This window comes from Mucilaginibacter sediminis, from assembly GCF_051903035.1.
Lineage (GTDB): Bacteria > Bacteroidota > Bacteroidia > Sphingobacteriales > Sphingobacteriaceae > Mucilaginibacter.
This window is the reverse complement of sequence record NZ_CP170602.1, coordinates 2730398-2756806: the sequence shown is the minus strand read 5'-3', so window position 1 is coordinate 2756806 and position 26409 is coordinate 2730398. Positions and strand designations below refer to the sequence as shown.

Here is a 26409-nt window from a genome sequence, read left to right as displayed (position 1 = left end):
ATGATCATGGTTGACCCCAAAAAACAACAGCTATTCAGCCCTGCGCGTATTTTGTTTTACACGCCGTCGATAGTAATATTTTATCTTGCCGTTCACTATGTCGGCAAGCTGAAGAACATCCGCGAACTGCTGCAGCAGATGAGCACGGTTTGGCTTTTGCTTGCCCTTACGGCTCAACTTGCGACTTACATGTTCAACGTGCTGATACTGCGCACTCTCCTGAACGGCCAAACCGGGAGCGCCAGCTTCCTAACCCTGTTTAAACTGTCAGTAGTGATTATGTTTGTTAACCAGGCGCTGCCGACAGGCGGCATCAGCGGCAATGGCTATATTTTCGGGCAGCTGGTAAAAAGGAAAGTACCGGCACTGGCGGCATTTAAGGCTCTGGTACTGGAATCTATTTGCTATTATATCGCTTTTTTGGTGCTGTCAGGCTCTTTTTACGCATGGTATGCCGATCATACAGTACACGTAAGCTCCGTTATAAATTATACCGTCATCACCGGGTTTGTATTTTTTACGGCATTGGGCATATTGATGCTGATCATCTCCGACAGGCGGGCACTTGCATTTATCCTTCGTAAACTCAATCAGTTTAAATGGCTCAGGCGGTTTATTGCGAAAGCCAGCCCCTTGTATTTAACCAAAAGTAAACAGAAAAACTGGCGCGCGCTTCATGAACCTAAAAAGCCGGTCGCCATGGCGGTACTCTTACAGATGGGTATCATCACATTGGATGCCATAACGGTCTTTGCGATCCTGCAGGGTTTCCATGTTATGCTTAATCCCTGCAAGGTTATGTTTGGATTACTGTTAACCCTGGCAATTGGTTCATTACCTGTTTCGCCCGGTGCGCTGATCGCTTACGAAAGTGCGATGACCTTTTTTTTTACGCTGCTTGGTGTGCCGGTACACGCGGCACTGATCGTGACCCTGCTTTTTCGTTTTTTTACCTTTTGGCTACCAATGCCGGCGGGTCTGTTTCTTTACCGGGACCTCCGGCGGCGGCAAACATAGCTCAGGGTCATATTCCAAAATGCCCGCCGTCATTTATCAGCCCCTTAACAATTGATAATTTGCAGGTGTAATTAGTTAATGTATAGCTATGAAAACTATCCTTGTATTAACGGATCTTTCCAAAAATGCCGGCCACGCTGCCGAATCTGCTGCCTGGCTCGCCGAACAACTGCATGCCGGGTTGGTATTGTGGCATTGTTACCCAAAAATACCAGTGATGCCCGGCTATGCCGGCGGAGCGATGATTGCCCGGGCAATGGTAGGGCCTGTTGAGGGCGAAGAAGCCCTTCACCATGCGTTGGTGGAACTCGAAGATTATATAACAGGTACAGACGGCAAATATAAACCAACGCTCCGCGCACATTATTGCGAAGGAAGCCTTAAGGATGAACTTCGCTCGGAAATTGCGAAAAATGCATTCGAGTTGATTGTAATTGGTGCCTCCACCGATTGCGTAGCCGATCATGTTTTTTTTGGCAGCGATACCTGGAAGATCATCGAAACTGCTAATTGCCCGATACTCATCGTGCCGCCAAAAGCGGGCCTGGACCAATTGAACAAGGTAGTTTTCGCTACAGATTTTGAAACTGGCGATCTGGAAGCAATATTGTACCTGGAGGCATTAAGCAACACACTGGATTTCCGGACCGAGATTGTCCATGTTACGGTCAATGGTGATATGGACAAGGCGATGATGGAAAAAGCAGCGGCGTTTAATGAAAAGCTCGCTGATCTGAAACGCCCCGTTACCTATAAGGAGATTCGGGGAAAAGAAGTGGTTAGTCGCCTTAACCGGATCAGTAAACAAACAGGTGCCGATATGTTGGCCATGACCCATCACCAATATTCCTTTTTTAAAAAGCTCTTTAGTGATAGCATCGCCAAACAAGAACTTGCGCATCAGCGCATACCCTTACTGATCTTTCCAATAAATTACAGGTCATGATTGTTGCGGTTTTGGGACTTCCCGGCAGCGGCAAAACTTACTTTGCAGCGGCATTGGCAGCCCGGTTGAACGCCCGGCTGATTAGCAGCGATACGGTTCGCCGGCAAATGAATCAAAACGGGAGGTACGATGACCTGGCTAAGAAAGCGGTTTACCTCGAGATGATTTCGCTAATGGAGTCCGGTATCGCCGATGAGCAAAGCGTAGTGCTGGACGCTACCTTTTACAAAGCAAACCTGCGAATTTTATTCATGGAAAAAGCAGAAGAACTGAGCTTGCCGATATACTTTATTGAGGTGCGCGCTGCTGAAGCAACGATCAAAAAAAGGGTGGCACAACGGCGGCCGGATAGCGAAGCGGGTTTTGCCGCTTACCAAAATGTAAAACAGGAGTTTGAGGCATTAACGGGCCCTCACCTGGTGTTGTTTTCCGATCGGCGCTCATTGCATCAGATGCTGGAGACCGCGACAGCCTACCTGTATGACCATGAAGACAAGTGAAATTAAGCGACTGGCTGATGCGCTGGATGAGCCGGCTCAGTCGGAAGAACCAGTTTTGATCGAGACGCATATCTCCTGGATCATCCTGGCGGGCGGCTTCGCTTATAAAATCAAAAAGCCGGTACTCTTCTCCTTCCTGGATTTTACAACATCAGAAAAAAGGAAATACTACTGCGAACGGGAACTCGTTTTAAACCGGCGACTGGCAGCGCAAATGTATTTACGGGTCATTCCGGTTTGTCAAAACGGGGTGGACTTTTCTGTAAACCAGAAAAACGGGCAGATAGTGGATTATGCCCTGCAGATGGTACGTATGGATTCTGCAAAAGAAATGAACAAAATGCTACTGGCGGGTCAGGTACGCGAGGAGACGATTTTCTCTTTAGCAGCCAAACTTGCCGCATTTCACCGCGCAGCGACAGTTATTTCACAACCGCTGGATATCTCTGCCCTCGGGGAGCGTTTTAATGATCTGTTGTCGGCGCGGGCTTTTGCAGGGCGGCATTTAGGCTCATCTTTTTCTACGCTCATCACCGGTGCCGTTCAATACTCGAACCGTTTCCTGGATAAATACCGTTCCGCTATTATGGAACGGTCTGTTAAGGGATTTGTCCGCGATCTGCATGGCGACCTGCATACCGCGAATATTTTCTTATATGATGACCCGGTGATCTTCGACTGCATTGAATTTAATGACGCGATGCGGGAACTGGATATTTTGGATGAATTGGCCTTCCTGGGGATGGATATCGAAGCTTACGGGAGAAAAGACCTGAGCGACCTGCTTTATAACGAATACCACAGGATGTTGGGTATAGATCAAAACCAGGGGACAATTGCACTTTACGTCTATTATAAATGTTACCGGGCCAATGTCCGGGCAAAGGTGCTGCTTTTGCGCGCAACTGAAACCAAAGACCGGCAAGTTTTTGCTGCAAGCATCCATTCGGCCAGGGGTTATCTCCAACTGTTAGCCAATTACATGGAAGCTTAGTTTCCCCGTATCATATGTTATAAATGTCCAGCGCAGCCGTCTCTGTATGGGGCTCAATTGGCTGAAAAGCCTGTGAGAACCGGCACCTTTTTCATTTATATTTCTTTTTTAATGCGCGCCATAACTTAAGTGCTTCCTTTTGCAGTTTCCGCGCCTGTTCCATGCACTTTGCCTGCTCATCTTTTTCGCAGAGCGGGAGATCTGTTTTTATCAGAAACCGGGCACTGAGGCCCTTATGCATATTGCTCTTTTTTGACATCACAATGAATTTGACAGACCCAAAGTTACCGGGTATACAAATGGTGAAGAATGATTGCCGGCACCGTAATAACTGATCATAGACAGGTTCATCGTCAGTTTATTGTGACAACGATCAGGAGCGGTCATGATGCAAATCATTGCGAGGCCGTGAGCAGCCGGTTAGTTTTGCCTTTAAACTTATAACCATGGAAACGATCCCCTCTATTTCTTGCCTCCGCCAGCTTTTGGACGTGGATATCAGCCGGATGAAAAGTGCTGAACTTCAGCTAAAAAACACTATCATCAGCTGGGTCAGTAACGAAAATTCTATGCCGCTCAGGTTGTTGATGAATGACTACCTGGATGTTGTCGAGAAACATATCCGCCTGCTGGAGATCTTTTGTAAAGAAGAGAAGATTAGTGCCTATGACCTTTCCAACGGCGTTATGAAAACTTATATCGCCGAGGCGGCCGAAAAGCTGGCCTGTTGTTCATGCCCCGAGATTAAAGATGCTTGTTTGCTGGCAGCTGTTCAACAGATCAACCATTATAAAATCAGCGTTTATGGCACAGCTGCCGCCTTTGCCGGCGCGCTCAGGCTTCAGAAGGCGGGACTGCTGTTTCACCAGGCCGAGCTGGATGAAAAGGACATGGATGAGCGGCTTTCGTACCTGGCCGAACATGAATTGAACAAAAAGGCTATAGCGCCGTTTGCGCTGGCTTCATAAATAAAGCAACGATCAAATATTAATACTATGGATACGACCCTTAGCCCAGAAATACATGAGGTCATTGATGCGGTACACTACCGCCCGGCTTTATCGCTGATACTGCCGCTTGAACCTCATATCAGTTTGAAAACGGAAACTGCCCACATAGTCAAAATTGCCGCGGATAATGCAGAACGCGAGATGCGCCGGTATTATCCCGAAGAGCAATGCCAGCTGATTATGCGAAAACTTCAATCGCTAACCGCTGACCTGGACATTCCGGCCAAAAAGAAAGGCATGGCCATTTACATATCGCCGGTATTTGAGAAAGTACTTTACCTGGATTGCCCGGTTACCCAGCAGATCATCGTAGATGAATCTTTTGAGATCAGGGACCTGCTTTACAATGCAAAACAGGACATTAAATTTCTGCTGTTGCTGTTAACCGCACAGGAAAGCAGGTTTTTCCTGGGAGACGCTGTCGGGTTAACCCCGTTACCAGCACGCATGGCCGGATCAATTGAAACGGAGGAGCGGGACATGCCGGAAAGGATAAGTAATTTCTCCGATATGACCGAGCATAAACAGGTTACGGCCAGGAAATTCCTGGCGCATATCGACCATGAACTGGGAGATCTGGTTGGCGAACATCAGCTGCCGGTGCTTGTACTGGGTACCGAGGGAATAATTGGCGAGTTTAGAAAGCAGAGTAAGTATACTGCTTCGGTAATTGGCTATTTAAGTGGTAATTACGATAGTACTTCCCTGGCAGCGTTGACTGAGCTGATCGAACCTCATTTGGACGCCTGGAAAATCACCCGTCAGCAGCAATGGATCGAGCAAGTTGGGGAAGCCGCTGACCAGTTTCGGCTTGCGGTTGGTATCCGGGAGGTATGGCAGGCGGCCAGTGAAGGCAAAGGCAAGCTGCTGATCGTGGAAAAGAGCTACGGGTTCCCCGCCCAGCATGGTGTGGAGCCCGGCACTATCGAAGCGCTTACCGAACCCTATAATCATTTTTCGTATATCCGCGATGCTGTGGATGATGTACTGGAAAAGGTATTGGGAAGCGGCGGGGATGTGGTATTTACCGAAGATGGTGCTCTCGGGCGGTTTGGTCAGGTTGCCCTGATCAAATATTACGAATAGCTGATGTAGGTCATGTATGAAGGTGACCGCCATCCTTTTATCGGCCCATTACCAGGGTTTACATTTGAACAAATATTAACCATTAAATATTCACCATTATGAAAACACACGCAGTAACAAAATTAGCAGAAAAAGCTCCTTCACTGTTTACCGACAGGATGCCTGCATTATTTGAAGATTTTTTCAGGCCCTGGAATGAATTATTCGACGGCCACTTTTTGAGAAGGGAGCTGAATGTCCCGGCGGTAAATATTACTGACCACAAGAACCAATACATTTTATCGATGTCGGCCCCCGGATTAAAAAAAGATGACTTTAAGATCGATGTGGACGGCGACGTGTTGACCATCAGCAGCGAAAAGGAAGAAAGCAAGGAAGAAAAAGACGAAAAGTATACCCGTAAGGAGTATAACTATTCGTCTTTCAGCCGCAGCTTTACGCTTCCAGAAGGAACTGATAAGGAAAAGGTTGCGGCCAAATACGAGAACGGAATATTGAAAATTACGGTGCCGCATAACCACGCCGTCAAAAGCCCTTCAGCGAAGCATATTGCTGTAAATTAAGCCGCTTTAACCAATGGCCTATGCCCCGCCCCAAAAGGCGGCGGGGTCTATTATTTATCCAGGTAAATCCGCCCTGATATGTCCCGAAAAGTTTTACTGATATGCGGCATCCTTTCTTCGCTGTTGTATGCAGCGCTGAATGTTATTGTGCCGTTGCAATGGTCGGCCTACCATTCAGCTTCGCAGACGGTGAGTGAACTCTCCGCCATCGGCGCACCGACCAGGACGTTGTGGGAATGGCTTTGCGCGCCTTATACTATCCTCGTTATGGCATTTGCTTATGGGGTTTGGAGAACTGCAGAAGATAACCGTCCGTTGCGTACAGCCGGCGGACTGCTGATTGTCTATGGCGGGCTCGGCCTGCTCTGGCCTTTTGCACCAATGCACCTTAGGGAAACACTGGCCGCCGGCGGTGCCACCTATTCTGACACGCTACATATTGCCCTGGGCGTTGTAACCGAAGTCCTGTTTCTGCTGGCGCTGGGTTTTGCGGCGGCGGCTTTTGGCCGGGCATTCCGGATCTATTCCATCATCACTTTTGTGGTGCTGCTCGTTTTCGGGATATTGACGTTCCTGGAGGCCCCGCTTGTCGGCAGGAACCAGCCTACGCCGTTCATCGGAATATGGGAGCGGATAAATATCGGCGTTTTCCTGATTTGGGTAGTGGTGCTCGCCGTCGTACTCTTGCGTAAGCCAAATAACATAACTGCCATTTACACCTATAATGGCAGAAGCATCGGGCCTAATAATTACACTATTTAATTTCACTTATCATAGCTGGAAGTCCAGTTGCCTTCCACGGCAATTAAATTGAGCCCTTTTTAATGTTTCATCTGCTATGCTTTTTTTGTCCGGGAGCCCGTCAGCCTATGATTTCCATAATGGCCGCCGCCGGAAATACAACCAGCCAGAATATCAGCGTAACGCTGCACTCTCTTCCGATCCAATCGGGCAGCTTATGTCGTTCTTTCAGGTATGCCATCTTTAAATTTAATAAGCAGGTTAACGTTTCCTTTTTGTATTCACCTGATAAAGTAAAGATATTTCCATTTGGTGTTACCTGATGACAATCAGTTATTTAGATGATCGAAATCATGTCTGCTGAAAGTAAATACGATTAAGTTTGTTACAACTACCGTCAAATATTGACGGCGAAGCTTTTGTTGATCTTACTGTTAAGGTGATGGAAATAAAATATCAGGGCGAAGTCAGTATACCCGCGGGTAACGTAAGGCTAAAAGGCGAATTATTTATAATGAAAGCTGCAAAAGCCATCATTGTTTTTTCGCATGGCAGCGGCAGGAGCCGGTTTAGCAAACGCAACCAGTACGTGGCTACCTATCTGCGGGGACATAGCTTTGGTACGCTTTTATTTGACCTATTGACCCCAGAGGAAGATCAAAACTATTATAACCGTTTTGCCATTGATTTGCTTAAAGAGCGGCTGGTGTCGGCAACTATTTGGCTCGCAAAGCTGCCTGCGACAAAAGATGCCAGTATCGGTTATTTTGGTGCAAGTACAGGCGCAGCCTGCGCGCTCAGGGCTGCCAGCCAATTACATGACAGGATATTTGCCGTTGTATGCCGCGGTGGCCGGCCCGACCTGGCAATGGAAGACCTGCCTGTGGTGGAAGCGCCCACGCTTTTGATCGTAGGTAGTTTAGATCCGCAGGTGCTTGAATTTAATCGGGAAGCTTACCGGGAATTGCAGTTTGAAAAACATTTGGAGATTGTGGAAGATGCGACCCATTTATTTGAAGAACCCGGCAAACTGGAAAAGGTTGGGGAACTGGCCGCGGCCTGGTTTAAGTACCATGTGCCGGCCATTATGGTTTAAACTTTACATTAAATCACAAAAATATGTTTCACGACAGAATCGAAGTCGGCCGCCTGTTGGCCGCTCAATTAAAAAAATATCAAAACGACAGCGGGATCGTTTTAGCGGTACCCCGGGGGGGCGTTCCCATTGCTTATACGGTTGCCCGGCAGTTAGGCTTTCCACTGGATATCGTCCTGACCAAAAAGATCGGACACCCCGGCAATAAAGAGTACGCCATCGGCGCTGCCAGTCTTTCAGATCATTTTGTGGTACCGCATCGCGATGTCCCGGACGTATATATTCAGCGCGAGTTGGTGGCCATCCGTGCCCGGCTACAGGAGATGTATCAAAAATTTATGGATGGCAAGACACCGGAAGATATCTCAGGCAAAACCGTGTTCGTCATCGACGACGGCATGGCTACCGGCAATACCATCAAAGCCACAGTCAAACTGCTCCGAAAGGGCCAGCCGGGTAAAATCGTGGTCGGCGTTCCCGTAGCATCCAAAGAGTCCATTCAAAAATTGGCTAATGAGGCAGATGAGATCGTTGCTTTGCAGATCCCCGAAGTGTTTTATGGCGTGGGTGCTTTTTATGAAAATTTCAGCGAGGTGAGCGACGAAGAGGTAACGTTTTACCTGGATAAGTTTAGCCGGTTACGTAAAGCGGGATGACTTATGTGTATGGTGATAAACGTGAATAATTGTCCGTACTGCCAATAAGCCTCAATTTACCGCATACGCTGGGGACCCTTGGTTCAAATTGCTGTCCTTATGGCTGCCGCGCTGCGTTATCAGTGTTATGCCAACCTCTGTAATTTTACCGCTTCTGCAAACGTAATTTAATAGTCGTACTCATATCTTTTCTTCGTAATGTAATGCATATCAGACTAATAGATGATGAGTGTCATTTGGTTTCTTCCCCGGTTTCCGGTCCTTTGTGTTCATAAACAATTATTAACCATTAAAAATTACTATTATGAAAACAGACATTCAAATCCAAAAAGATGTAATGGATGAATTGAAATGGGAGCCATTTCTGAATTCATCTGAAATTGGTGTTGCCGTTAAAAACGGCATCGTTACGCTATCAGGAATAGTAGATTCCTATTCCAAGAAATTAAGTGCCGAGAAAGCGGCCAAAAAAGTGGCAGGCGTGAGAGCCATTGCGGAAGACATTCAGATCGGCGTATCTCCCAGCTACCGGAAAACCGACGCGGAAGTTGCCGATGCGGTTTTTAATGCCCTGAAATGGCACTCTGCCGTTCCGGAAGAAAAGATCAAGATAAAAGTGGAGGACGGTGTGGTTACCCTGGAAGGTGAACTGGAATGGGAGTACCAGCGGGTGAATGCCAGGACGGCTATTCAAAATCTTTCGGGTGTTCGTTCGGTAATCAACCTGATCACGATCAAACCCAGGCTGAACCCCTTCGAACTCGAACAAAAGATCATGGCAGCATTTAAAAGAAATGCAACGGTTGATGCCCTGAAGGTAAATGTCAGCACGAGCGGCAACAAGGTGATCCTGACCGGCAAAGTACGCTCGTTCGCCGAAAGCGAAGATGCCGAAGATGTAGCCTGGGCGGCGCCGGGTGTTTATCATGTGGAGAACAAGCTGACCATCGAAGAACCGGAACTGGTGTATTAATTTCTTTGAAACAGAACCATGAAAAAGTTAAAATTTGTACTCATGCCGGCGATGCTTATCGCCGGCTTGGCAACAAGGTCAGCCGCACAGATCAATTTACCAGAGGTGCGGATCATTGTCTCGACTTATAAATATCTTAATGCAGCGGATAACCGCGAGATGGCCCAGCCTGTGAGGATGCTGGAACGCAAAGCAGCGGTTTACGATGTGAAAAAGTCTGAATATTACGATGACGACTATGACGGGTATTACATATCTTTCTACATTCCCGACGGCGAGATACTGGCCGCCTATGATAAAGATGGCAAACTGCTGCGCACGGCTGAGAAATTCAAGAATACCAAACTGCCGGCGGTTATCAGAGATGCAGTCATGCAGCGCTTTCCGAATTGGACGATTGCGCAGGACATTTACCAGGTACATTATTATGATCATAAAGAAAAAGCGGATAAGACCTTTAAGCTGCTGCTGCAGAACGGCGATAAGCGGATGAAGGTAAAACTAAATGAAGAAGGAAAGTTTATTTAATATTCCACTAAATCAATTCACAACAACAGGGAAGCTTTCGTGAACACCATTTGCGGAGGCTTTCTTTTATAGTTATGAATAAGCTTATGGTCGCGCCCGGCCCCCGAAAAAACCGGCCAGCAAAGTTTGGTGTTCGGCTGTTACCTTGCCCGGTTGACCCGGTTCCGGCTGATCGCCCCGCTTTTTTGGAGGGGTGGGCCACAACTTCTGTTAAAAATCAGTACGGCTCAACTGCTGATCGCTCCAATAGCACCGCTACATCAGCCTTAAACGGCATCAGGTTATGACGATATTTTTATAGCTCTGGAATAGCAATCCGGGTATTTTATTATTGGAGTTCTCACAAGAACTTCCGAAAGCATCCCCCATTCGAACTTTCAAATAGCCCTTCCAGCCAGCAAGTCGGCCGGGATACTTTACGCCTGAAGTAAGCATCCAAAGTTGCGGCGTCTACAGCCCTGCGACAATTGATATACGAGCAGGACACCGCAGGCACATCTTAAATGGTCAACCTTTAGAGGCAATTCCGGTATAAATGACAGCTGCTTTACTGAGCTAATTTTCTATCCCGCCCCTTTCTTTTATAATTACTCTTAATAGGAATATAATACTTAACTTTACGAAGCGCCAATTGAAAATCAATAACTTATATAAACCCCAGCATAATGAATGGGCAAGAAACGCTGTCGCTTGAAAGTGAAGCCGGATTCAAGGCTTTATTTCAATATGCTACTATTGGTATCCTGGTCATCAGCGGGGATGGAAGAATAGCTTTGTGTAACCCCTGTGCAGAAAAGCTATTTGGTTACGAAAAGGAGGAGCTAAACGGGCAGTTTGTCGAAATGTTGATGCCGGCCGGCTTCCGCAAAAACCATATTCAGCACCGGGAAGGCTATTTTATCCGCCCAAAAGCCCGGCCGATGGGGTACGGGCTCAGCCTGTCGGCCCGAAGAAAAGACGGGGAAGAATTCCCGGTTGAGATCAGTCTTGGGCATTACCAGTTAGGAGATGAGCAACTGGCGGTGGCCTTTATTACCGATATTACGGAGCGGAAACGATCAAGTGAAGAACTGGAGGCGAAAGTCCGTGAACGAACCCTGGAACTTACGCAATCGCTGGTCAGGGAAAAAGAATTGAACGAAATGAAATCCCGATTTGTGGCCATGGCTTCTCATGAATTCCGGACCCCGCTGAGCGCGATACTGTCCAGCTTATCGCTGGCCGAATCCTATGGCAAGGCTGATCAGGAAGATAAAAGACACAGGCATATTCAGCGGATCAGGGCATCCGTGAAAAACCTGACCATCATCCTCGATGATTTCCTCTCGCTGGACAAGGTGGAGCAGGGCAAAGTAGAATTGCTGAAGGAAGATTTCGATCTATATGCATTTGCCGAAGACATGATCGAAGAGGTTAACGGTATGCTGAAACCAGGGCAGTATATTGATTTTGGCTATAAAGGTCGGCGCGGTATTTTTCAGGATAAAAAGATTTTGAGAAATATCTTTCTTAATTTATTAACCAATGCCATCAAATATTCCGGTCAACAGCAGGTCGTGCACCTGGATATCGATGCTGAGACGCAGCTGGCAATCATCAAAGTACGCGATGAAGGTATCGGTATTCCAGCAGACGAACAAAAGAATTTATTCACAAAATTTTACAGGGCAAAAAATGCAACTAATATTCAGGGTACCGGGCTCGGCTTAAATATTGTTAAACGCTACGTCGAATTATTAGACGGCAGTATCAATTTTGTAAGTTTAGCGGGCCAGGGAACCACTTTTATTATTGAATTTCCATTAAATCAAGGGTTATGAAAACGATTCTGTTGATCGAGGATAACGATGATATCCGCGAAAATACCTGTGAACTGCTCGAACTGGAAGGCTATAAGGTCATCCTGGCGTTAAATGGCAAAACCGGTCTGTTACTGGCGGCTGAGCACCTGCCTGACCTGATACTTTGCGATATCATGATGCCCGGCGCAGATGGCTATGAGGTCTTTGGCGAACTGCAGTCCAATCCTTCTACCGGGCATATCCCCTTCATTTTTTTAACAGCCAGTGCTGAAAAAAAAGACGTGGCGGCAGGGCTGCAAATGGGTGCCAGCGGGTACATCCGCAAGCCTTTTGAGCCCGAAGAACTTTTCGAAGCGATTAAACTGTGTTTTGATAAGCCTACCGTTTAACAAACCTGAAATACCGGTATCAAAACGTTAGTCAATAAAAAATAATCGCAAATAGGTTGTTGTTATAATTGCCGGCTATCGACTGCCTGTTGCCGCTGCTAAAGTTGATGGCCAGCAAGAACTTGTCAGCTAATTTGTCAAGCATGAAAATGCTTTAAACTAATTTTGCGGCTATCTCTATGGTATAAATTTAACGGTCGCAGCAGAAATTTGGCCTGTTTATCAGTAACTTAAGCTGGATTTTGAGCGCCATTTCCTTTTTTGGCCTGCAAGATTTGGTTATATCTCTCCAGCAGCTCGATATATTTATTCATCCAGTAATGAACCGGACTCTCTACCGAACCATTGCGGGTGGCTCCGGTTAGCTGTTCATTCCGGGCCATTTTTATTTTGTCACCTTCCCCGGGAAATTCTGCCGTAAAATCATGTTCAATAACATTTCCAAGCTGCCCGATCAGGTCGCAGGCCAGCATCTCATTTTCAAACCAGTTATATAGCGTCCGCCTGCTGATGCCCACTCTGCGTGCGATCTCACTCAGTCCCATCGGGTGACGACGAACGACACATTCGACAACCTTGCCACGATGTCGGTTTAACGTCCCGTCTATGGATGGGCTATCCTTAATTAGACGGGATTGATCAAGTCTTTGTTCGGAAAAATCCTTCATTGCGCTAACAATTAACAGTAGACTAAAACTAACTAACAAATAATTCCTAAAAATGTTTATGATCACTAAAATCCGGTGGATGTGTCATTGCCATCGCTGAAAAGATAGGTTCGCCAAACGCCGGGGCAGGATTTGGATGTCTGGATGTAATGCTCCTTTGGGTGAGTTCATTTTTCGGCAAAATTTTACCAGCTACACCATGTCGTTGATAAACACCACCCCCGACAGAAATGAAAAAGTCTTTATGCTGGCCTGCACTGGTGAAGATCCACTTCAAAATGTAATAAAGATCTGAAAAACCGTAACGGATGTGCCCTGATGATCGGAAACACTCAAAATCAAATTTTTTTGCTATATCCTTACCGTCCCATGCGTCACGCCATCACCAGCAGAACAAACAGGTTGACAGATCGGTGAGCGCCGACCGATGATAAGGATCGCGGCGAAGGATGTGCATGGTCATTTTTTTTACCGTCAAAGAAGCTTACCCTTGATGTTTAATTACGAAAATGAGAACACGAGTACAAAACGCTAAAACGGCAATGAATAAAGCGGTTCCGAAACTCCTAAAAAATGGGTTCAGGATTTTACCGGGCAAATTCAATTGGCTGTTTTACGCCGGCTGTGCAACGTCGGTCATGCTCGTCCTTTCTCTGGGTATTGCCTCCTATATCACCTTAAATAACGAACAGCGCACACAAAAATTGGTTGGACATTCATATACGGTAATCAGAAAGGTCGACTCTATCGAGCTATTGATCAATATAATTGCTTTCCTTCGGAAGGGTACAATACCTGATGTCGGTGGAGCGTTAAGTCAACAATATAACCGGGATACCAGTCAATTATTCAGGCAGTTAATAACACTGACACAGCTCGCGAAAAACAACCAGGTAAAGCAGCAAACTGGCAAACTCACAAGCCAGCTCAAGGCCGGCTTAAAACTTCAGGCAATAGCGCCGCTCATAAAGGCGAATATGATGTCCGGCAGCCCGCTGGACGCGATAAATCCTAAGGTTAAGCAAAGTATTGATGGCATCAGAGAAACGGAAAATGCTTTGCTGCGAAAGCGGGAGCAAGGTTACGCCGCCTCACTGACACTGCAAAAAATAATCGGCGTAGTTGGTACTACGCTGGTACTTACTATCGTCGCTTTTCTCATTTACATGATTGTAAAGGAATTGCGTAACCGCTACGATGCTTATCAGCGGGAACATGAGCTCAGTATGCTAAAGAGCAGTTTTGTTACCCTGGCATCCCACGAATTCCGCACGCCTTTAAGTGCCATATTGCTTTCATCCTCGTTGATCGAGAAGTACGCGGAAAAAGAAAGCAATCCCGGCATTATCAAGCATGCCCTGAAAATAAAAGGAATAGTTAACAATCTAAAGACCATCCTGGAAGACTTTTTATCGCTTGAAAAATTAGACAACGGTAAGGTTATTCCGCATTTTAAAGCTTTTGATCTGCCTGATCTATGCCAGGAAATCATAGATCAGTTGAAAGAAGGTAATCCCGAACGCGAACTGAACTATGAGCATATGGGTGAAGGCCACGAAGCCCTGCTCGACGAGAACCTGATACGGAACGCAATCATAAACTTATTGACCAATGCTTTAAAGTATGCCGGGCACGACGCCAGGATCAGTCTGATCTCAGAAGTGACTAACGAAAGAATCAGAATAAGTATAAAGGACAATGGGGTAGGTGTGCCGCAAAAATATCAGGATAAACTGTTCACTCTTTTTTTCCGGGTAGATGAGTCGGGGTGTATACCCGGAACGGGGCTGGGTTTAAACATCGTTATGCGCTATGTACAGCTGATGAAGGGGGCCATCAGTTTTACCAGCGAACCTTATCATGAAACTTGTTTTGAAATGTCGTTCCCTGTTAATGAACAGTAACATTCGTAGCACAGCGAATGCCATCAGTTTATTTACTAACAAGCATCCAGAAGTGATTGTTGTAGACTCACCAAATCAACAAGCCCAGGACAAAGACAATCTTGCTACTTTGTTAAATTTTATCATTAATCGGCAGCCCAAAAATTCACAACTAATTTTAAGTATGGAAGGTGACCATGGAATACACTATAAAGCAGATATAATTCGACTAACAGAAAACTAGCTTCTTCAATTCAAAACCACTAAGAGGTGTATATTATGGACGTTTGTGAAAACATCAGAATGCCGGCCATTTAATTAATTGGCACCTTATCTTATTTCCTATTGCGATATACTTCCAAATTTTATAATTTTACATTATGAGCCATTCGCGTTATTTAGTTGAATTTGGAGGTGATCTATTAGGTGACCTTTGAGGACTTTTAAAATTATAACTTACTGATTTATAGATGGAAAGCAACCGGTGGTTGTTCCCTCCCTCTCCGCGCAAAGCACAGTAGTACGCAATATTAATGTGCTTTTTAGTGAAATTAAAATAGCAACAACCAAATGAGACACATTTAGGGTCAATGTCTTTGAAGATCGTGTATCAGTTAAGTGACCTGTACTCATTCGGAGTAAAACCAGTACTCTTTTTGAATGCCCTTGTGAAATGATGCGGATACTTAAAACCCAAATCATAAGCTATTTCACTTATTGACCTGCTGGTGTCTAAAATGCGATCTTTAGCCATATCCATTACCTTCAGATGTATATATTCCATTGCCGTTTTACCAGTTTCCTTCTTAACCATATCGCCGAAATAATTAGGCGATAAATGCAATTGGTCGGCACAATAACTAACTGCAGGTAAACCTATGGTTTGTGGTTTATCCGAATGGAAATAGTTTTTTAACAGGCTCTCAAATTTTTCAATATTACTGCGATTGATATCACCACGGGTAATGAATTGCCGCTCGTAGAAACGCACACAGTAATTGAGAAACAATTCAATATTAGCGGCAATAATGGTTTTACTATGATTGTCCATTCTTTGTTCAAGCTCATATTTGATCTTCTCAAAGCAATCCAGCACGATCTTTCTTTCCTTCTCTGACAGGTGCAACGCCTCGCGCGATTGATAGGAAAAGAAAGTATAGTCGTCAATATGTTTACCCAAATGCGTACCATGTATCAGGTCAGGGTGAAAAAGCAAGGCATAACCCTGCGGTTGGTAGTCTTTGTTGATGTTGACATTAATGATCTGACCGGGTGCGACAAATACTAAAGTTCTGTCCTGGTAATCATAGGTACCCCGTCCATATTTAATATCCCCACATTGCACATCTTTCAGGTATACAGCATAAAACCCAAAGTTCATTTTTGAGGCATAAATCTCGGGAGCCGTACCCGTAAAATCGATTATGCTCACCAATGGGTGTAGGCTTTCCTGGTGGTAAAATTTATCATGTTCACTTACAGTATCTATCCTTAGTATATTTTCCATCACTTCTTAATTTTTGAACTGACTCAAATTTAAAAGTATTTCCCGCCGGATTCTATTCTTATGGCCGAACCTGTAAAAATGGTAGGTAAACCTGTATTGTATGTTAGCATTATTTCTTCCAAGCACCTGACCTTTGTATTACAAAAATAAAACAACGATCATGAAAATAATGGAAGGTAGAGTAGCATTGGTTACGGGTGCAGCATCAGGTTTAGGATTGGCAACCGCAAAGGCATTTGCAGAAGCCGGGGCAGCTGTAGCAATGGCTGATTGGAATGAAGAAGCAGTTAAGGCAGCGTCGGAAAAGCTGGCAGCAGATGGACACAAAACCCTGACTATAAAATGTGATGTATCTGATGACAAACAGGTAGAAGAAATGGTGAATAAGACGGTTGCCGAATTTGGACGATTGGATTACGCGTATAACAATGCTGGCGTACAAAACGAACTTGCAGAAGCAGCAGATCAAACCAGGGAAGACTTTGACAAAGTTACCAGTATTAATTATCGGGGTGTTTGGATCTGTATGAAATATGAATTGCAGCAAATGCGCAGGCAAGGCAGCGGTGCGATAGTAAACTGCTCTTCAATTGGTGGCATCCGGGCGGGTGCGCAGCGCGGTGTTTATCATGGCGCTAAGCATGGCGTGATCGGATTAACTGTAAGCGCTGCTGTTGAATATGCCGGACGCGGTATCCGAATCAACAGCGTTAGTCCAGGGCTTTTTCAAACTGCAATGTCGGATCAGATGATTGCCAATGGCCAGAAAGACGCATTGGATGGCATGCTGGCAATGGTACCAGCCGGGCGTTTAGGTCGCCCTGAAGAAATTGCCAGTGCTGTGCTGTTCCTATGCAGTGATGCCGCGAGTATGGTGGTCGGTCACAACCTGGTTGTAGATGGCGGTATTACTCTATAATAAATACGATTAATCACATTCTTATGAAAAGAATAGTCATCATAGCTATTGTTTCTATTTTTCTGTTTCATCTGGACAGCCGGGCACAAAATACTCCTTCAGGGCCTATTATTTTCTCAAAATCCACTAAGGCAACCGCCAACTTCACGGGCACAGTATGGGTAAAAACGCTGGTATCCCTTGATAGTACCTTTCATTGCGTTGTAGGTACAGTAACATTTGAGCCGGGTGCCCGCAGCTATTGGCATACGCATAATGCCGGGCAGATATTGCTGGTGACTGATGGTACAGGATATACACAGCAAAAGGGTAAGCCGATAAGAGTCGTTCATAAAGGCGATACTATCATTTGCCCGCCAAACGTGGAGCACTGGCATGGTGCTGCGCCAGGCAGTTCAATGACGCATATTTCAATCATTCCGAACGCGGATAAAGGCGTAGTTAACTGGTTAAGGCCGGTGACCGATCAGGAATACAATGGCCAAAAAGTTAATAATTAAAACTAAACCGATGAAACGCTTATTGTTAATCACACTGATATTTATTTTTACCTGTTTTCACACAGGCGTAAAAGCACAAAACAAAATGCAACGCAATCAAAAATTAGATATTAAACAGCAAAGCATAGTCTACATATCGGCATTGACCGCTACCGGCGATATCGAACAACTGAAAACTCGGCTTAGTAAGGGACTGGATAATGGCCTAACTATCAATGAGATCAAAGAAATACTGGTACAACTTTACGCTTATTGCGGCTTCCCGCGAAGTTTGAATGGCATTACCACGTTTATGGCCGTTATGGAAGAGCGTAAAGCTAAAAGCATAACCGATGCGGAAGGTAAGGCCGCATCGCCGGCCAACGATCCCGATAAATATCAAACCGGGAAAAAGACCCTGCAAACACTGACTGGACGTGAAGAAAAAAATCTCACAGGTGCCAATGCATTCGCCCCGGCGATCGATACTTTCCTAAAAGAACATTTATTCGCGGATATATTCAACCGGGATGTTCTGACTTTCAAAGAGCGGGAACTTATAACTGTATCGGCTTTGGCTGCTATGAACGGTGTCGCCTCACAATTACAGGCGCACATTTTTATCGGTATGAACACAGGGCTCACTGAACCACAGTTGTCAGAGGCTTTTCGGATCATCGATCAAATCGTGGGTAAAAGCCAGGGTGATAATGCAAGGTCAACACTGGAAAAAGTAATAGCAGCAAAAAAACAATAATCTTATCGGATATGAAAGCAAGGCATTTATTTCAAACATTATTTTTCTCCATTATTATGGTTACAATATTCTCGAACGAAGTCTTCGGACAGCAGGATCATAGGAAAAACCGGATTGCGAAAATAGAAATATACCCTGCTTTCCTTGAATAGTACAAAGCGGCACTTGCTGAGCACGCTAAAGCGGCCGTGCAGGTTGAACGCGGCGTATTGGCTTTGCAGGCGGTTTACGATAAGGCGTATCCCACACAGGTGACGGTATTTGAAGTTTATGCCAGTGATAGCGCTTACCAGGCACATTTAAAAACGCCGCATTTTCTGAAATATAAAACCGGGACACAAAAAATGGTAAAATCATTGGAACTGGTCGAAGTAGACCTATCGCGTTGGAAATTAAACCGGAATTGATTAGGGACAAAAAGTAATAAATCATGAGTACATCAAATAAAAAATTTACTTCCAACGAATTAAATCATATCGACAAAGCCAACGATTTGAAAATTTCGCCTTTCCGGGAAGACGGCGTAACATATGGTACACCTACATGGATCTGGGAAGTGGTAGTAGAAGGCGATTTATATGTACGTGCGTATAATGGAGCCTCATCGCGCTGGTACCAGTCGGCCATAAAACAAAGAGCCGGACGGATTCATGCTGCGGGTATGATAAAAGAAGTAGCGTTTGAGCCCATTGAAGGAAATGATATCAACGCGCAAATTGACAAGGCTTACAAAAAAAAATACAGTAATAGCCCGTACACGGCGCATATGATCGGCAGCCGCGCAAAATCCGCAACAGTGAAGATCACATTGAAAGATGTCTAAATAAATCGTTACGTTATCGATAGGGCCACAATGTAAAATTCTCAAAATTTCAAACTAAAAAACCTTTATAAAATGCAAGAGCAACAAGACACAGCACCAGAAGGATTCGGCCCGGTTGCTGCCCAATACTTCACAGGCACTGCCTGGTTAAAAATGCGTGTAGTGCCCGATGAAATTACCAATTGCGGTATTGGCGAGGTAATCTTCGAACCTGGTTGCAGAAATAACTGGCATACGCATCCCAGTAACCAGATCCTGATCGTTACACAAGGCGTGGGTTATTACCAGGAAGAAGGTTCACCTATTCGTGAAATCAAAGTTGGCGATGTTGTTAACGTATTACCCGGCATCAAGCACTGGCATGGAGCAACGCCAAATGGCAGATTTACACATTATGCAGTAAGTATTAACACTGAAAAAGGAATAGTAGATTGGCTGGAACCTGTAACTGACGAACAATATTTCAGTTGTAAATAAACCCGGGATACCATATATTCATGTTAAGATAGTAGGTAAAACCGAAGAAGAAAAGCAAAACTGGCTGAGTCCATTGCCCCTGCGGTGATAGATTCAATTGGTGTAAATGAAGCTAATAGTACAGTCTGTATTGAAGAATTGAAAAAGTTGATCGGGTTACGTTTACAAACTCGGCATCTCGCTCACTGGGATTTGTTATATAAAAAGCTGAGATATGATCCTCTGAACTGATTTTAAATATTCAATTGGAGGTTTGGTTCATGTATGTTGATGATAAAGCTTTAATCATTGATGAAATGGTTCGGGAAACAATGGCTGAAGACGGCATGTTGGTACACTTTTAGCACCGTAGTGAAAGATGATTAGGATTAATGTGAGTTCGGCGAAAGACAATACTATGTTTTGATATGCACTAATTATCCCTTTTTGAAGCAGAGCACAGCCCGCATTCCACGTAACGCCTGAAACATTCATGAATGTCCGGCCTGATTTACCATATCAATTCCTTCAGGATAGCACTTTTAGATACCAGGCCCAATAGCATAAGTAGTCGTCCCTCAAAAATTAAAAACGACTTTTTGAGGGACGACTAACTAAAGTTAGCTTCATTATTAGCAATATCTTAGTATAGATGCCGCTTGGTTTACGGCATAAATAATGAGGAAAAAAAATCATGATTTTGAATAGTTTGGGTTTATAACTGAATATGGTTTGTCAAGATTTATATAAGGGTAACCCGGGCTATTGCCAACAGCAATTTAATTGTCCAGGAGTGTTGCAACCACTTCCTTCCTTCAATTGTAAAGTGAGCAACTCCTGTTAATTCAATCACTTTTAGCACTTCAGATACATTATCAAATTTTGATACCGTACCCCATATTGCTTTTTTTGGAGCTTTGTCCTGGTAAACAATATCATCATTGTACCAACTGGACACTTTTCTCAATATACTTCGGATATTCTCGCTGGCAAACATGAAATTGCCGTTTTTCCATGCTACGGCCTCATCAACATCCGCTTTGGCTACGCGAAAATTACCAGCTTATTTATTAAAGCTTCCTTGCTGCCCGGGTTCCAGCATTACTTGTCCGCTGTTACTGGTTAGCTTAACCGAGCCTTCCAATAGCGTGGTTTTTAGCGTATCTTCATCGTCATAGGCAACTTGTTCAGCAGGTGTTGGTAATTCTTTTTAGGATCCATAATCGTTTGTATATATCCTAAAGACTGATAGTCGGGGGGGGTATAGGCGAAAATATTTTTTTTGGCAATTCACAGGCTATGGTGCAACCTTTTGCTAAATGCAAGCGTCACATAATATAACGCTTATGTATTATTGGATAATTTAATATATAATACGCCGTTTACATAGGTATTTATACAACTACATACTACCCGCATTGAAAAATAACCAATAGCCCCGAATTATATGGAAGATCATATTTGGATGCTTGTTACCAAAAAAATGGCAAATGAGGCTACAGGGGAAGAGTTAGATGAATTACGCAACTTGCTTAAACAAAATCCAATTGCCCATAATTCGTTGAGAATGCTTTTTGATTGGTGGGATGAGGAGGACGAGCAGGACGAAAACACCACCCGTTTGCAGTTTAAAAAGATATTGGAACGGATAAGTTATAAAAAGTAAAAACGAGGCACAAAGCCGCTTGCTACTGTCATCAACAGTCATTTAAATAAGTAATTGGATGATGGTAATACAATTATCGCTCAAAAAAATTGGTTTATGCAAAAAACTTTTCTGAAAAGGTGTTTAGCTACATCCGCATGCGTGTTGATGGAAGGCCCGCCGGCATGGGGTACAGCACTGCAGTGGCAACCCGACAACGCAGCATCTTTTTGAAGCCGATGAGGGTTTAGGTGAAATTCATCCCACGCCTATATAAATTTAAAACGCCACTAATTCAAAAATTAGTGGCATTTTAAAAAGGAGAATTCGTGAAATTCGAATAAATCCGATAGATTCGTGTGTTACTATTTAAGAAACAACAGTTCCCTAAACTTAGGCAATGGCCACATGCCATCGTCTACCAGCTGCTCCAGCTTATCAACCCGGTAGCGGATAGGGGCAAAAAATGATTTCACCTTATCATCATAGTCAATGGCGCGCTGGCGAATGTCTTCTACCGCGTTTGCTGTTTTACGTGCATCAACCATTTGGTCAACATTGGTTTTAATGAAGTTTACGTGTTCGGCAATTTTTGTGATTATATCAAGCTGGGCCTCATAGGTTGATGCCGGAAGACCTAAATCTTTTAAGCCTTTTACATTGTTTATCAGTTTGGTTTGATAAGCTATTGCAGCAGGGATAATAACATTTTGCACCAGTTCGCCCATTACGCGGGCTTCTATCTGTAACTTTTTATAAAAGCTATCTAAAAGTATTTCATGACGGGCGTGTGCCTCACGGGGAGTAAAAACACCGGTTTCGGCAAACAGGATCTCAGCCTTTTCGGCCAAAAATGCGTCCAGCGCTTTTGGAGTGGTTTTAATATTGGCCAAACCGCGCCTTTCGGCTTCTTTTTCCCACTCCTCGCTGTACCCATTGCCTTCAAAACGGATGTTTTTTGATTCTTTGATGTATTTTTTAATAACGATCAAGAGTGCAAGATCTTTCTTTTCACCCTTTTTAATCAGTTTATCTACATCGTATTTGAATTTCCTGAGCTGCTCGGCCACAATCAGATTAAGGATTGTCATCGGGCTGGCCGAATTGGCCGATGAGCCTACTGCCCTTAATTCAAATTTATTACCGGTAAATGCAAAAGGCGAAGTACGGTTACGGTCGGTATTATCGGGCAGTATCTGCGGAATTTTCGGAATGCCCTGCCATAACAGGTTATCCTCTTTTATTTTTTTGCTGATGCGCGAAGTTTCTATCTCATCCAGCACATCGTTTAGCTGGCTGCCCAGGAAAATAGATATAATAGCCGGGGGGGCTTCATTCGCACCCAGGCGATGGTCATTGTTAACTGACGCTATGGATGCCCTTAACAAGTCGGCATGTTCATGAACTGCTTTGATTGTATTTACAAAAAAGGCAAGGAACATCAGGTTGTTTTTAGGCGTTTTGCCCGGTGACAACAGGTTTTTTCCCGTATTGGTTATCAACGACCAGTTATTGTGCTTGCCAGATCCGTTTATGCCGGCGTATGGTTTTTCATGCAGTAATACTTTAAAGTTATGACGGCGGGCCACACGGTCCATCAAATCCATCAGCAGTTGGTTATGGTCAATGGCCAGGTTTATTTCCTCATATATAGGGGCGCATTCAAATTGCGATGGCGCAACCTCATTGTGACGCGTTTTTAATGGTATACCTAATAATAAGGCCTCGGCCTCCATATCCTGCATGTAAGCGTACACCCGCTCCGGTATCGAGCCAAAGTAATGATCTTCTAACTGCTGGTTTTTGGCAGATATATGGCCAAAAAGCGTGCGACCTGTTAAATAAAGGTCGGGACGTGCATTAAATAAGGCAATATCAACTAAAAAGTATTCCTGCTCCAATCCTAACGATGCATTTACCTTCTCGATACCTTTGTCAAAGTAATGGCAAACGTCAACCGCCGCTTTATCAAGCACACTTAATGCCTTTAATAAAGGTACCTTATAATCCAATGCCTCGCCGGTATAGGAAACAAATACAGTAGGTATACATAAGGTACGCGCCATTAAAAAGGCGGGTGAGGACGGGTCCCATGCGGTATAACCGCGGGCTTCAAAGGTATTACGGATGCCACCGCTCGGGAAGCTGGAAGCATCAGGCTCCTGTTGCGATAAAGCATCACCGCTAAAGCGCTCAATAGCGCCGCCATCGGCTGTCGATTCAAAAAAAGCATCGTGCTTTTCGGCAGTTGTGCCGGTAAGCGGCTGAAACCAGTGTGTATAGTGGGTAGCCCCTTTGCCCAAAGCCCATGATTTCATGGCCGAGGCTATTTGTTCGGCCAGGTCGCGGGGGATGGCTTCACCTTTTTCTATGGAATTAACGATACCCTGGTACGCTTCTGTAGAAAGGTATTCCTTCATTTTCTTTTTATCGAAAACATTGGCGCCAAAATAATCTGAAATTTTGGCGGCAGGCGGTTTAACTTCGGGGATGGTCCTGTTCAGAACGTCCTGAAGCGCTTTAAATCGAATGTTAGGCATTTTTATATATAGGTTTATATACGGTTTTAAATAAAGACAAATTCAAAAATAGAACTATCCTTTAAAATATTCATCAAAATTTGATGAAATAAAATGATTTGAGCTGATATCCGGCCATATAAATGCAAAGTCTTTTGAAAGTTAAATAGGTATTTTGGAAGCAGATGGAGTTAAAATTTGCTTTTTACGCTATTTTTTTTAATTTTTTTTACAAAAAACAGATGTTTTTTGGCGTTTTATGCTGTGAAATGACTTTTTTGTATTTGTAAATCTATTTTATCGGTATTTATGGCTTTTTGTAATTTGAAATTCGTTAAAAATTAACCCGTTTTTGGGTTTTGAATTGAGGTTTTGATAATTTATATAATTTTTATCATGTTTTTTTTGTTAAAAATTTGTTATTGTTAAAATAACTACCTAATTTCATGAAATAATTTACATAAACCCTATAAATATTATATTTTTTATAAAAAAGTGTAGTGTTTATTGGTCAAAACCTAAAGAGTGTTTTTTTAAGGTTGTTTTTTGAAGAATTAATGCTGTGCAATCAAACTATTTAATATAATACAACAATCAAACTAAAATTAAACTATTAAAAAACAATCAAACTAAATTAAAAGACAAATGAAAGTAAGTTCTACAAAATTAAACCTCCTAAGTTCAGTCCGACAGCTGACACGTGAGAAATGGGCGCTGGGAGCTACCATTTTTACAGGAAAAATGATTGGCCTATTGCTGGTTTTTGCCGCAATGATGGTTTTACCTGGTGTACTTGGCACGTCTGCGCATGCTGCCGAAACCTACACCGCTCATGAAACATCGTTAATTAATACAGTTAACACTGTTTGGACACTGGTTGCTGCCTTTTTAGTATTTGGTATGCAAGCGGGTTTTGTTATGCTTGAAGCAGGCTTTGCCCGCAAACGCGAAACCGTGAACGTTTTAATGGAGTGTATTTTTGATACTTGCCTTTGTGGTTTGTTATTTTACGCTGTAGGTTATGCGTTTATGTTTGGTAATGGTAATGGCTTTATTGGCTGGGGCGGCTTAGGTGCTGATGGCAAAACCATCACCAACTGGTTTTTCCTGCAAAATACACCCGAAACTTATGGTTCAACAGGTATCCCTGTTTTGGCACACTGGATATTCCAGTACGCTTTTGCTGATACTTGCTCAACTATTGTATCTGGTGCAATGATTGGTCGTACCAGCTTCCGTGGCGATATCCTTTACAGTATAGGTATTACAGGTTTTATTTACCCAATTATCGGCCACTGGGCCTGGGGTCCGGATGGTTTCTTAGCATTGATGGGTACTTCTGGTATTTTCCAATCAATAAGCGCTCAGCCTTTCCGCGACTTCGCAGGTTCAACAGTGGTACACACCATTGGTGGTGTAGCATCTATAGCTGGTGCAATGGTATTAGGCCCACGGTTGGGCAGAATATTTGCCCGCGATGATAAAGAAAAAGGTGGATTACCATCGGGTCATAACTTATTGGTAGCCGCTGTGGGTGGTTTTATCCTGTGGTTTGGCTGGTATGGTTTTAACCCTGGTTCAACATTATCGGCAATGGATATGCAAGGTATTGGTCGTGTTGCTGCCAACACTACGCTTGCTGCCTGTGCCGGTGGTTTTACTGCTATGCTTGCTGCTTTATGGTGGGGGCCAACCAAAGGTAAATTCGATCTTGGTTTTACCATTAACGGTTTCCTTGGCGGCCTTGTTGCAATTACCTGCCCATGTTACTGGGTAAGCCCTTTTGGCGCGGTAATGTTAGGTGGTGTTGCCGGTTTCGTAATTTTTGCTGGTATTTACATAATAGAATGGTTCCGTATTGATGATCCTATCGGTGCATTTTCTGTACACGGTTTAGGTGGTATCTGGGGTACTTTATCGTTAGGTTTATTTGCATCTGGCCAATATGGTGCTACCGGCCCAACCGGTGCCGATAATTCAGCTCCTGTTGCAGGTTTATTTTACGGTGGTGGCGGTGCTGTACTTAAAGCACAGTTTATCGGTAGCTTTACAATTACGGTTGCAGTGTTTGTAGTAACTTATGTGATGATGTTTGTTATCAATAAATTGCCTAATCCATGGAAACTGCGTCTTGAAGAGGAAGGTGAAACAGGGCCAGGCGGTATCGATGTATTCGATCACGGTATCGAAGTTTACCCTGCCCAGGATGACGAGATCAGCTTAAGCGGCCTTTTTGATAAAGGTGTAACATCTCCATCTGCAGTATAATAAAATTCTTTAATGCCTTGTGCGGTTGGTTTAATGCCGACAATCTTTTACAACCAACCGCACAGGTATTTTTATCAATCTTATAAAATTTAACCGCTTTTACTAAAGGCTATTGTTGTGCATTAGCTTAATGGGAAAGCTTTATTTCAACCCAAATCAAATTCAAATCAATTAAATCGTTATC

At 44.1% G+C, this 26409-nt stretch carries 27 protein-coding genes and 1 pseudogene; 23 read left to right on the top strand and 5 right to left on the bottom strand.

Going from position 1 to position 26409, the window contains the following annotated elements:
- Positions 1-6: 6 nt before the first annotated feature.
- From ACFGVS_RS10805 to ACFGVS_RS10740, 14 genes are all read left to right on the top strand, one after another.
- Positions 7-1017 (top strand): lysylphosphatidylglycerol synthase transmembrane domain-containing protein, encoded by a 1011-nt coding sequence (locus ACFGVS_RS10805; RefSeq protein WP_439698619.1) that lies wholly within the window; start codon positions 7-9, stop codon positions 1015-1017.
- A gap of 88 nt (positions 1018-1105) precedes the next feature.
- On the top strand, positions 1106-1963 hold the full coding sequence (locus tag ACFGVS_RS10800; RefSeq protein ID WP_439698618.1) for a universal stress protein: 858 nt from the start codon (positions 1106-1108) through the stop codon (positions 1961-1963).
- On the top strand, positions 1960-2463 hold the full coding sequence (locus tag ACFGVS_RS10795; RefSeq protein WP_274212434.1) for an AAA family ATPase: 504 nt from the start codon (positions 1960-1962) through the stop codon (positions 2461-2463). Before ACFGVS_RS10800 ends, ACFGVS_RS10795 begins: the two co-directional genes overlap by 4 nt.
- Complete coding sequence (locus tag ACFGVS_RS10790; protein WP_439698617.1) at positions 2450-3457, top strand: hypothetical protein; 1008 nt, start codon at positions 2450-2452, stop codon at positions 3455-3457. Before ACFGVS_RS10795 ends, ACFGVS_RS10790 begins: the two co-directional genes overlap by 14 nt.
- Before the next feature lie 446 nt (positions 3458-3903).
- Entirely contained in the window at positions 3904-4425 is a 522-nt protein-coding gene (locus ACFGVS_RS10785) for a YciE/YciF ferroxidase family protein (RefSeq protein ID WP_439698616.1), read from the top strand.
- Positions 4426-4452: 27 nt separating this feature from the next.
- Positions 4453-5553, top strand: coding sequence for a baeRF3 domain-containing protein (locus ACFGVS_RS10780; protein WP_439698615.1), 1101 nt, complete (start codon positions 4453-4455; stop codon positions 5551-5553).
- A gap of 98 nt (positions 5554-5651) precedes the next feature.
- On the top strand, positions 5652-6116 hold the full coding sequence (locus ACFGVS_RS10775; protein ID WP_274212438.1) for an Hsp20/alpha crystallin family protein: 465 nt from the start codon (positions 5652-5654) through the stop codon (positions 6114-6116).
- A gap of 78 nt (positions 6117-6194) precedes the next feature.
- Positions 6195-6878 (top strand): DUF998 domain-containing protein, encoded by a 684-nt coding sequence (locus ACFGVS_RS10770; protein ID WP_439698614.1) that lies wholly within the window; start codon positions 6195-6197, stop codon positions 6876-6878.
- 361 nt (positions 6879-7239) lie between these two features.
- Positions 7240-7953 carry a dienelactone hydrolase family protein gene (locus ACFGVS_RS10765; RefSeq protein WP_439698613.1) on the top strand — a complete coding sequence of 238 codons (714 nt, stop codon included), beginning with the start codon at positions 7240-7242 and terminating at the stop codon, positions 7951-7953.
- Between the two features lie 23 nt (positions 7954-7976).
- Positions 7977-8609, top strand: coding sequence for a phosphoribosyltransferase (locus ACFGVS_RS10760; RefSeq protein ID WP_439698612.1), 633 nt, complete (start codon positions 7977-7979; stop codon positions 8607-8609).
- Between the two features lie 304 nt (positions 8610-8913).
- Positions 8914-9582: a BON domain-containing protein gene (locus ACFGVS_RS10755; protein WP_439698611.1), complete on the top strand. Its 669-nt coding sequence runs from the start codon at positions 8914-8916 to the stop codon at positions 9580-9582.
- Between the two features lie 18 nt (positions 9583-9600).
- The gene (locus tag ACFGVS_RS10750; RefSeq protein ID WP_439698610.1) at positions 9601-10110 is read left to right on the top strand and encodes a hypothetical protein; all 510 of its coding nucleotides are present in this window, start codon (positions 9601-9603) and stop codon (positions 10108-10110) included.
- A gap of 665 nt (positions 10111-10775) precedes the next feature.
- Positions 10776-11930, top strand: a complete 1155-nt coding sequence (locus ACFGVS_RS10745; protein ID WP_439698609.1) for a PAS domain-containing sensor histidine kinase — start codon at positions 10776-10778, stop codon at positions 11928-11930.
- Complete coding sequence (locus ACFGVS_RS10740) at positions 11927-12301, top strand: response regulator transcription factor (protein WP_274212444.1); 375 nt, start codon at positions 11927-11929, stop codon at positions 12299-12301. Before ACFGVS_RS10745 ends, ACFGVS_RS10740 begins: the two co-directional genes overlap by 4 nt.
- A 230-nt stretch (positions 12302-12531) precedes the next feature.
- On the opposite strand, the gene ACFGVS_RS10735 is transcribed toward ACFGVS_RS10740, so the two are convergent.
- Positions 12532-12969 (bottom strand): helix-turn-helix domain-containing protein, encoded by a 438-nt coding sequence (locus ACFGVS_RS10735; protein ID WP_439698608.1) that lies wholly within the window; start codon positions 12967-12969, stop codon positions 12532-12534.
- Positions 12970-13015: 46 nt separating this feature from the next.
- Positions 13016-13246: a hypothetical protein gene (locus tag ACFGVS_RS10730; RefSeq protein ID WP_439698607.1), complete on the bottom strand. Its 231-nt coding sequence runs from the start codon at positions 13244-13246 to the stop codon at positions 13016-13018.
- A gap of 232 nt (positions 13247-13478) precedes the next feature.
- Here ACFGVS_RS10730 and ACFGVS_RS10725 point away from each other — a divergent pair, with 232 nt between their 5' ends.
- The gene (locus ACFGVS_RS10725) at positions 13479-14873 is read left to right on the top strand and encodes a sensor histidine kinase (protein ID WP_439698606.1); all 1395 of its coding nucleotides are present in this window, start codon (positions 13479-13481) and stop codon (positions 14871-14873) included.
- Positions 14874-15462: 589 nt separating this feature from the next.
- Here the strand turns inward: ACFGVS_RS10725 and ACFGVS_RS10720 are convergent.
- Positions 15463-16359, bottom strand: coding sequence for a helix-turn-helix domain-containing protein (locus ACFGVS_RS10720; protein WP_090648651.1), 897 nt, complete (start codon positions 16357-16359; stop codon positions 15463-15465).
- A gap of 169 nt (positions 16360-16528) precedes the next feature.
- Here ACFGVS_RS10720 and ACFGVS_RS10715 point away from each other — a divergent pair, with 169 nt between their 5' ends.
- The 6 genes and pseudogenes from ACFGVS_RS10715 to ACFGVS_RS10690 all read left to right on the top strand — a co-directional run bounded on the left by ACFGVS_RS10715 (position 16529) and on the right by ACFGVS_RS10690 (position 19814).
- The gene (locus ACFGVS_RS10715) at positions 16529-17278 is read left to right on the top strand and encodes a glucose 1-dehydrogenase (protein WP_439698605.1); all 750 of its coding nucleotides are present in this window, start codon (positions 16529-16531) and stop codon (positions 17276-17278) included.
- Between the two features lie 23 nt (positions 17279-17301).
- Positions 17302-17778 carry a (R)-mandelonitrile lyase gene (locus ACFGVS_RS10710; RefSeq protein WP_439698604.1) on the top strand — a complete coding sequence of 159 codons (477 nt, stop codon included), beginning with the start codon at positions 17302-17304 and terminating at the stop codon, positions 17776-17778.
- Positions 17779-17788: 10 nt separating this feature from the next.
- Positions 17789-18514 (top strand): carboxymuconolactone decarboxylase family protein, encoded by a 726-nt coding sequence (locus ACFGVS_RS10705; RefSeq protein WP_439698603.1) that lies wholly within the window; start codon positions 17789-17791, stop codon positions 18512-18514.
- Between the two features lie 170 nt (positions 18515-18684).
- Positions 18685-18921, top strand: a pseudogene (locus ACFGVS_RS10700) (putative quinol monooxygenase); the annotation flags it as partial.
- Positions 18922-18944: 23 nt separating this feature from the next.
- Entirely contained in the window at positions 18945-19337 is a 393-nt protein-coding gene (locus ACFGVS_RS10695) for a DUF2255 family protein (protein ID WP_439698602.1), read from the top strand.
- Positions 19338-19409: 72 nt separating this feature from the next.
- Positions 19410-19814, top strand: a complete 405-nt coding sequence (locus tag ACFGVS_RS10690) for a cupin domain-containing protein (protein ID WP_439698601.1) — start codon at positions 19410-19412, stop codon at positions 19812-19814.
- A 721-nt stretch (positions 19815-20535) separates the two neighbouring features.
- Here ACFGVS_RS10690 and ACFGVS_RS10685 read toward each other — a convergent pair.
- Positions 20536-20790, bottom strand: a complete 255-nt coding sequence (locus tag ACFGVS_RS10685; RefSeq protein WP_439698600.1) for a DUF4974 domain-containing protein — start codon at positions 20788-20790, stop codon at positions 20536-20538.
- A 450-nt stretch (positions 20791-21240) separates the two neighbouring features.
- On the opposite strand from ACFGVS_RS10685, the gene ACFGVS_RS10680 reads away from it, so the two are divergent.
- Positions 21241-21459: a hypothetical protein gene (locus tag ACFGVS_RS10680; RefSeq protein WP_439698599.1), complete on the top strand. Its 219-nt coding sequence runs from the start codon at positions 21241-21243 to the stop codon at positions 21457-21459.
- Between the two features lie 344 nt (positions 21460-21803).
- On the opposite strand, the gene ACFGVS_RS10675 is transcribed toward ACFGVS_RS10680, so the two are convergent.
- Entirely contained in the window at positions 21804-23978 is a 2175-nt protein-coding gene (locus ACFGVS_RS10675) for a glutamine synthetase III family protein (RefSeq protein WP_439698598.1), read from the bottom strand.
- A gap of 624 nt (positions 23979-24602) precedes the next feature.
- Between ACFGVS_RS10675 and ACFGVS_RS10670 the strand changes: the two genes are divergently transcribed.
- Positions 24603-26225 carry an ammonium transporter gene (locus ACFGVS_RS10670; protein ID WP_439698597.1) on the top strand — a complete coding sequence of 541 codons (1623 nt, stop codon included), beginning with the start codon at positions 24603-24605 and terminating at the stop codon, positions 26223-26225.
- Positions 26226-26409: the final 184 nt, after the last annotated feature.

Coding starts and splice junctions, on each gene's coding strand:
- ACFGVS_RS10710 (WP_439698604.1), top strand. CDS start 17,302: ATGAAAAGAATAGTCATCATAGCTATTGTTTCTATTTTTCTGTTTCAT.
- ACFGVS_RS10780 (WP_439698615.1), top strand. CDS start 4,453: ATGGATACGACCCTTAGCCCAGAAATACATGAGGTCATTGATGCGGTA.
- ACFGVS_RS10775 (WP_274212438.1), top strand. CDS start 5,652: ATGAAAACACACGCAGTAACAAAATTAGCAGAAAAAGCTCCTTCACTG.
- ACFGVS_RS10725 (WP_439698606.1), top strand. CDS start 13,479: ATGAGAACACGAGTACAAAACGCTAAAACGGCAATGAATAAAGCGGTT.
- ACFGVS_RS10715 (WP_439698605.1), top strand. CDS start 16,529: ATGGAAGGTAGAGTAGCATTGGTTACGGGTGCAGCATCAGGTTTAGGA.
- ACFGVS_RS10770 (WP_439698614.1), top strand. CDS start 6,195: ATGTCCCGAAAAGTTTTACTGATATGCGGCATCCTTTCTTCGCTGTTG.
- ACFGVS_RS10690 (WP_439698601.1), top strand. CDS start 19,410: ATGCAAGAGCAACAAGACACAGCACCAGAAGGATTCGGCCCGGTTGCT.
- ACFGVS_RS10750 (WP_439698610.1), top strand. CDS start 9,601: ATGAAAAAGTTAAAATTTGTACTCATGCCGGCGATGCTTATCGCCGGC.
- ACFGVS_RS10675 (WP_439698598.1), bottom strand. CDS start 23,978: ATGCCTAACATTCGATTTAAAGCGCTTCAGGACGTTCTGAACAGGACC.
- ACFGVS_RS10720 (WP_090648651.1), bottom strand. CDS start 16,359: ATGGAAAATATACTAAGGATAGATACTGTAAGTGAACATGATAAATTT.
- ACFGVS_RS10760 (WP_439698612.1), top strand. CDS start 7,977: ATGTTTCACGACAGAATCGAAGTCGGCCGCCTGTTGGCCGCTCAATTA.
- ACFGVS_RS10740 (WP_274212444.1), top strand. CDS start 11,927: ATGAAAACGATTCTGTTGATCGAGGATAACGATGATATCCGCGAAAAT.
- ACFGVS_RS10670 (WP_439698597.1), top strand. CDS start 24,603: ATGAAAGTAAGTTCTACAAAATTAAACCTCCTAAGTTCAGTCCGACAG.
- ACFGVS_RS10800 (WP_439698618.1), top strand. CDS start 1,106: ATGAAAACTATCCTTGTATTAACGGATCTTTCCAAAAATGCCGGCCAC.
- ACFGVS_RS10695 (WP_439698602.1), top strand. CDS start 18,945: ATGAGTACATCAAATAAAAAATTTACTTCCAACGAATTAAATCATATC.
- ACFGVS_RS10680 (WP_439698599.1), top strand. CDS start 21,241: ATGGAAGATCATATTTGGATGCTTGTTACCAAAAAAATGGCAAATGAG.
- ACFGVS_RS10735 (WP_439698608.1), bottom strand. CDS start 12,969: ATGAAGGATTTTTCCGAACAAAGACTTGATCAATCCCGTCTAATTAAG.
- ACFGVS_RS10745 (WP_439698609.1), top strand. CDS start 10,776: ATGAATGGGCAAGAAACGCTGTCGCTTGAAAGTGAAGCCGGATTCAAG.
- ACFGVS_RS10805 (WP_439698619.1), top strand. CDS start 7: ATGGTTGACCCCAAAAAACAACAGCTATTCAGCCCTGCGCGTATTTTG.
- ACFGVS_RS10795 (WP_274212434.1), top strand. CDS start 1,960: ATGATTGTTGCGGTTTTGGGACTTCCCGGCAGCGGCAAAACTTACTTT.
- ACFGVS_RS10705 (WP_439698603.1), top strand. CDS start 17,789: ATGAAACGCTTATTGTTAATCACACTGATATTTATTTTTACCTGTTTT.
- ACFGVS_RS10755 (WP_439698611.1), top strand. CDS start 8,914: ATGAAAACAGACATTCAAATCCAAAAAGATGTAATGGATGAATTGAAA.
- ACFGVS_RS10685 (WP_439698600.1), bottom strand. CDS start 20,790: ATGTTTGCCAGCGAGAATATCCGAAGTATATTGAGAAAAGTGTCCAGT.
- ACFGVS_RS10785 (WP_439698616.1), top strand. CDS start 3,904: ATGGAAACGATCCCCTCTATTTCTTGCCTCCGCCAGCTTTTGGACGTG.
- ACFGVS_RS10790 (WP_439698617.1), top strand. CDS start 2,450: ATGAAGACAAGTGAAATTAAGCGACTGGCTGATGCGCTGGATGAGCCG.